Here is a 5,399-nt window from a genome sequence, read left to right on the forward strand (position 1 = left end):
GAAGGCCGCCGCCGAGGCGGTCGACGCGGCGGGCCGGGCCGCGCCGCTGCCCGCCGGGCTGCGGGAGACGGCCACCGTGCTCGGCGTCCGCCGCCCCGGTGCCTGGGGCGGCACCCTCGACCTCGACCCGGTCCGTCCGGGCACCGACGACGCCGACGCGATCCTGGCCGAGGCGCTGTCCGGCGACGGCGAGGACCACGTGGCGCTGCGCGGCGGAACGCGGCTGGTGGCGCGCGTCACCCGCGACGCCGCACCGCCCCCGGTGCTCGAACCGGTCCGGCTCGACGCCGGGCGCACCTACCTCGTGGCGGGCGCCGAGCACCGACTGGCCGTCCACGTCCGCGACTGGCTCCGCGCGCGCGGTGCGGGGGAGGTGCAGATGGTGGGCGCCCGGGCCGACGCCGCCCACGTGCGCGGCGTTCTCGACAAGGCCGCCGGCGGCGGACGTCCGGTGGCGGGGCTGGTCTGGCTGGGCGCCGAGTGGGAGCCGTGGAGCGGGGCCGAGCCGGATGCCGAGGCGCTCTCGCGCGCGCTCCACGACCGGGCCAGGGGAGCCTGGGTGTGGCACGACGTGTGCGCGGACGCCGGGGCGGAACTCGAACTCTTCGTGGCGTTCGGCTCGGCGGCCTCGCACTGGGGCGCGCTCGGCGCCGAGGTCCAGGCGCCGGTGGACGGGATGCTCACGGCCCTCGCCGGCCGGCGCCGCGCGCTCGGCCGCCCGGTGACCGCCGTCGCCTGGACCCCGTGGGACGGGCTGGACCTGCTGAGCGCCGACGCCCGGGCGCGGCTGGTACGCGGCGGCCTGGAGCCGCTCGATCCCGCCGCCGCCACCGAGCTGCTGGACGCCTCCGTGGACCTCGGTTTCCACGAGGTACTCGCCGCGTCCGCGGACTGGAGCCTGCTGCTTCCCCTCTACCGGCAGACCATGCGGTGGCCGCTGTTCGACGAGATGGACGCCTCGGCGTCCCCGGCCGGGGCCGGGGAACTGGTCGCCCACCTGGCGGCGCTGTCCCCCGCCGCCCGCGCGGAGCGGCTGCTGGAGTGCGTGCTGGACGAGGTGGTCGTGGTGCTCGGGATGGACGGCGGCGACGAACCGGACGCCCGGCAGGGCTTCTTCGAGATGGGCGTGAACTCCGTGACGGCGCTGGAGCTGAAGGTCAGGCTGGAACGCCGCCTCGGCGTCCCGCTGCCCGCCACCCTCGTGTTCGAGTACCCCACCTGTGAGGCGGTCGCGGGCTACCTGGCGGCCGAGTTGCCGGGCGGCCAGCCGGCGCCGCCGGCCCCGCCGGAGCCCGCACCCGGGCCCCCGCCGGAGCCCCCCGCCGCCGCCCCCGCCGCTACCGCCGCACCCGATACCGCACCCGATGAAGACGACCTGCTGGCACGGCTGGCACGGGAGACCGAGGCGGTCGAGGCCCTGATCCGGCAGCGGCCGTGAGGGCCCGCGCCGGGCCGGGCCCGTGCCGTGCGCGCCGGCGCACCGGCACCCGCGGCCGGGAGGCGCCGTCGCGTGGCCAGCGCGCGGCCGCCCAGAATCGCATCCACCTCCGGAGGAGTCGATGACCACAGTTCAGACCGCAGAAGCGGCCGGAGTGGGCACGTCCGCGCAGACCCTGCCCGGGCTTCTCCACCACCGTGCCGTGACCCAGCCCGATCAGGTCGCGTACGTCTTCCTCGCCAACGGAGAGGAACCGACGGAGACCGTGACGTACGCCGAACTCCACGCGGCGGCGGCCGAACGGGCCGGCCTGCTCGCCCGGACGGCGGAACGGGGCGCGCCCGTGGTCCTGCTGTACCCCTCGGGGCTGGAGTTCGTCCGCACCCTCTACGGCTGCATGCACGCGGGGGTGCCCGCCGCGCCCGTGCAGGTCCCCGGGCGGGTGACCGGCGTGGAGCGCATGCGCAGGATCGCGGACGACGCGGGCACCGACCTCGTCCTCACCACCGCCGCGGTCCGCGACGACCTGATGACCCGCTTCGGGGACGTGCCCGCGATGAAGGGCCTCACCCTCGTCGCCACCGACGTCCCTCCGCCCGCCGGGACGGCCCCGGCGCCCCGCCCCCTGCCCGTCGACATCGCGCTCCTGCAGTACACCTCCGGTTCCACCGCCGATCCCAAGGGGGTGATGGTCAGCCACGCCAACTTCCTCGGCAACGCCCGCGAGATCGACCTCCTGTGGCCCTGCCGGCCGGACGGCGCCGTCGTCTCCTGGCTGCCGTTCTTCCACGACATGGGCATGGTGAAGGGCATCGTGCTGCCGCTGTGGGCGGGGATCCCCTCCTACCTGATGGCCCCGGAGGCGTTCGTCCGCGACCCGCTGCGCTGGCTGCGGGCCGTCTCCCGGTTCCGGGGCACGCACTCGGCGGGCCCCAACTTCGCGTTCGAGCTGTGCGTCCGCGCGGCGCGGGCGGGCCGGGACCTCGGAGGCATCGACCTGTCGTCGTGGCGGCTGGCGGGCAACGGCGCCGAGCGGGTCCGGGAGCCCACCGTCCGCGCGTTCGCGGAGGTGTTCGGCCCCCTCGGCTTCGATCCGCGCGCCATGTGCCCCTGCTACGGCCTGGCCGAGAACACCCTGAAGGCCACGGGGAGCCGCCCGGACCAGGAGCCCTTCGTGCTGCGGGTGCGTGCCGGAGCCCTGACCGAGAACCGGGTGGAGATGGTGATCGGCGAAGGGGAGCCCGGCAACGTCGTGGATCTGGTGAGCACGGGGATACCCGTCCAGGGGACCCGGGTGCGCATCGTGGACCCGGACACCGGACGCCCGTGCCCCCACGGTCGCGTCGGGGAGATATGGCTCAGCGGCTCGTCCGTGGCCCAGGGCTACTGGCGCCGGCCCGCCGAGACCGGCACGGTGTTCCACGCCTGGATCGCGGGCGCGGAACACGAGGGCCCCCATCTGCGCACCGGGGATCTGGGCTTCCTCCACGACGGGGAGCTGTACGTCGCCGGGCGCCAGAAGGACCTCGTGGTCTACCGGGGACGGAACTTCTATCCCCAGGACATCGAACTCTCCGTCGAGCGATGCGACCCCGGGCTGCACCCCAACTCCTGCGCCGCCTTCGCGGTGGACGACGGTGCGGCCGAGAGGCTGGTCGTCGTCGTCGAGGCCAGCGGCAGGACGCTGCGCGCGACCGGGGCCGGGACGCTGCGCGCGCGGGTCAGGGCCGCCGTCCACGAGGGGCAGCGGCTCGCGGTGGACGACGTGGTGGTGGTGCGGCGCGGCTCACTGCCCGTGACGTCCAGCGGCAAGGTGCAGCGGCGGCTGTGCCGCCAGCTGTACCTGGACGGCCGGTTGACCCCGGCTTGACCCCGACGGGGCAGCCCCAGGCAGTCACACCCTTTCACGGACCTACGGGAGACGCACGTGGCGACAACCACAACCGGGCGCACCGCACGGCAGTTGGCGGAACTCCGTCAGCGCAGGGAGGCGCTCACCGCCCAGTCGACGGGAGCGGCCAGCGACAAGCAGCACGCCCGGGGGAAACTGACCGCTCGCGAACGCATCGACCTGCTGCTCGACCCGGGCACGTTCGTCGAACTCGACGCGCTGGCCCGGCACCGCTGCCACGACTTCGGGATGGAGAAGAACCGTCCCTACGGCGACGGCGTGGTGACCGGCTCCGGGATGATCGACGGCCGCAAGGTCTGTGTCTTCGCCCAGGACGCGACCGTGCTCGGCGGCAGCCTCGGCGAGGTGTTCGGCGAGAAGGTCATCAAGGTGATGGACCTGGCCATCGAGACGGGCTGCCCCATCATCTGCATCAACGACTCCGGCGGGGCGCGCATCCAGGAGGGGGTCGTGGCCCTCGCCTACTACGCGAAGTTCGCCAAGCGGCACGTGGACGCCTCGGGCGTCATCCCGCAGATCTCGCTCATGATGGGGTCGTGCGCCGGAGGCGCGGTGTACGCCTCGGCGGTGACCGACATCATCATCATGGTCGAAGGCACCTCGCACATGTTCGTGACCGGCCCCGAGGTCCTCCAGACCGTCACCGGGCACCGCGTCGACCGGGAGGAGCTGGGCGGCGCGCGGCTCCACAACGCGGTCACGGGATCGGCCCACCACCTCGCCCAGGAGGAGAAGGACGCGCTGGAGTACGCCCGGGAGGTGCTGAGCTACCTGCCGTCGAACAACATGACCGAGCCTCCCAGGTACCCGTCCGACGCCCCGTCCGAGCCCACTCAGGAGGACCTCGACCTGGACACGCTCGTCCCGGACAGCGTCAACCAGCCCTACGACATGTTCCGCGTGCTGCACACCGTGCTGGACGACGGCGAGCTGCTGGAGATCCAGCCGCTGTACGCCCCCAACATCATCTGCGGCTTCGGGCGGATCGAGGGCCGGTCGGTGGGGGTCGTGGCGAACCAGCCGTCGCACCTGGCCGGCGCGCTCGACCTGGAGGCCAGCGAGAAGGCGGCCCGCTTCATCCGCATGTGCGACGCCTTCCACATCCCGATCGTCACGTTCGCCGACGTACCCGGATACCTGCCCTCGCAGGACCAGGAGCGCAACGGCATCATCCGGCGGGGGGCCAAGCTGGGGTGTGCCTACTCCGAGGCCACGACGCCGATGGTCACCGTGATCACCCGCAAGGCGTACGGCGGCGGCTACGCGGTGATGGGCTCCAAACACCTCGGCGTGGACGTCAGCCTGGCCTGGCCGACCGCCGAGATCGCCGTCATGGGCGGCGACAGCGCGGTCAGCGTGCTCTACCGGCGCGCCATCGAGGAGTCCGACGACCCGGAGCAGGCCCGCACGACGATCCGGGAGGAGTACGAACGCACCCTGTGCCACCCGTACGTCGCGGCGGAGCGCGGCTACGTGGACGCGGTCATCATGCCCCACGAGACCCGGAGGCAGGTGGCCCTGGCCCTGGAGATGATGCGGGACAAGCGCAAGACGCGGCTGCCGCGCAAGCACGGGAACCTGCCGCTGTGACCGACGCCGCGCTCATCCACGTCTCCGGCGAGCCCACGCCCGAGGAGGTGGCCGCCGTCGTGCTCGCCCTGGCGGCCGCGGCCCGCACCGCCGGGTCCGGTGCCGGCCCCGCGGTGGACGACCGGCATCGGGGCCGATGGAGCCGCCGGGCCGAGCTGATGACCGGTCAGCCGACGCTTCGCGGCGTCGGGGCGTGGCGCGACAGCGCCTGGTAACGGGGAGAAGAGGGAGTCATCGTGCGCAAGGTGCTCATCGCCAACCGCGGCGAAATCGCCGTTCGCCTAGCCCGGGCGTGCCGGGACGCGGGTCTCGCCAGCGTCGCCGTGTACGCGGAGCCGGACCGCGACGCCGTTCACGTCCGTGCCTCCGACGAGGCGTTCGCGCTGGGCGGTGACACGCCGGCTACGAGCTACCTGGACATCGGCAAGGTGCTGCAGGCCGCCAGGGATTCGGGTGCGG

The 5,399-nt window shown here is 73.9% G+C and carries 5 protein-coding genes; all 5 read left to right on the forward strand.

Annotated elements, in window-relative coordinates; genetic code table 11:
• The coding region (locus ABD317_RS32965) for a beta-ketoacyl reductase (protein WP_344294888.1) at positions 1-1,438 on the forward strand (1,438 nt) is incomplete at its 5' end.
• Positions 1,439-1,559: 121 nt separating this feature from the next.
• Complete coding sequence (locus ABD317_RS32970) at positions 1,560-3,308, forward strand: fatty acyl-AMP ligase (protein WP_344294890.1); 1,749 nt, start codon at positions 1,560-1,562, stop codon at positions 3,306-3,308.
• Between the two features lie 57 nt (positions 3,309-3,365).
• Positions 3,366-4,940 (forward strand): acyl-CoA carboxylase subunit beta, encoded by a 1,575-nt coding sequence (locus ABD317_RS32975; RefSeq protein ID WP_344294892.1) that lies wholly within the window; start codon positions 3,366-3,368, stop codon positions 4,938-4,940.
• On the forward strand, positions 4,937-5,155 hold the full coding sequence (locus ABD317_RS32980; protein WP_344294894.1) for an acyl-CoA carboxylase epsilon subunit: 219 nt from the start codon (positions 4,937-4,939) through the stop codon (positions 5,153-5,155). The genes ABD317_RS32975 and ABD317_RS32980 overlap by 4 nt, the downstream gene beginning before the upstream one ends.
• A 21-nt stretch (positions 5,156-5,176) precedes the next feature.
• The coding region (locus tag ABD317_RS32985; RefSeq protein ID WP_344294896.1) for a biotin carboxylase N-terminal domain-containing protein at positions 5,177-5,399 on the forward strand (223 nt) is incomplete at its 3' end.

Source organism: Streptomyces synnematoformans, from assembly GCF_039531005.1.
Taxonomy (GTDB): domain Bacteria; phylum Actinomycetota; class Actinomycetes; order Streptomycetales; family Streptomycetaceae; genus Streptomyces; species Streptomyces synnematoformans.

What these genes read in the sequence shown, in the direction of transcription:
- ABD317_RS32970 (WP_344294890.1), top strand. Translation starts at nt 1,560, where the DNA reads ATGACCACAGTTCAGACCGCAGAAGCGGCCGGAGTGGGCACGTCCGCG.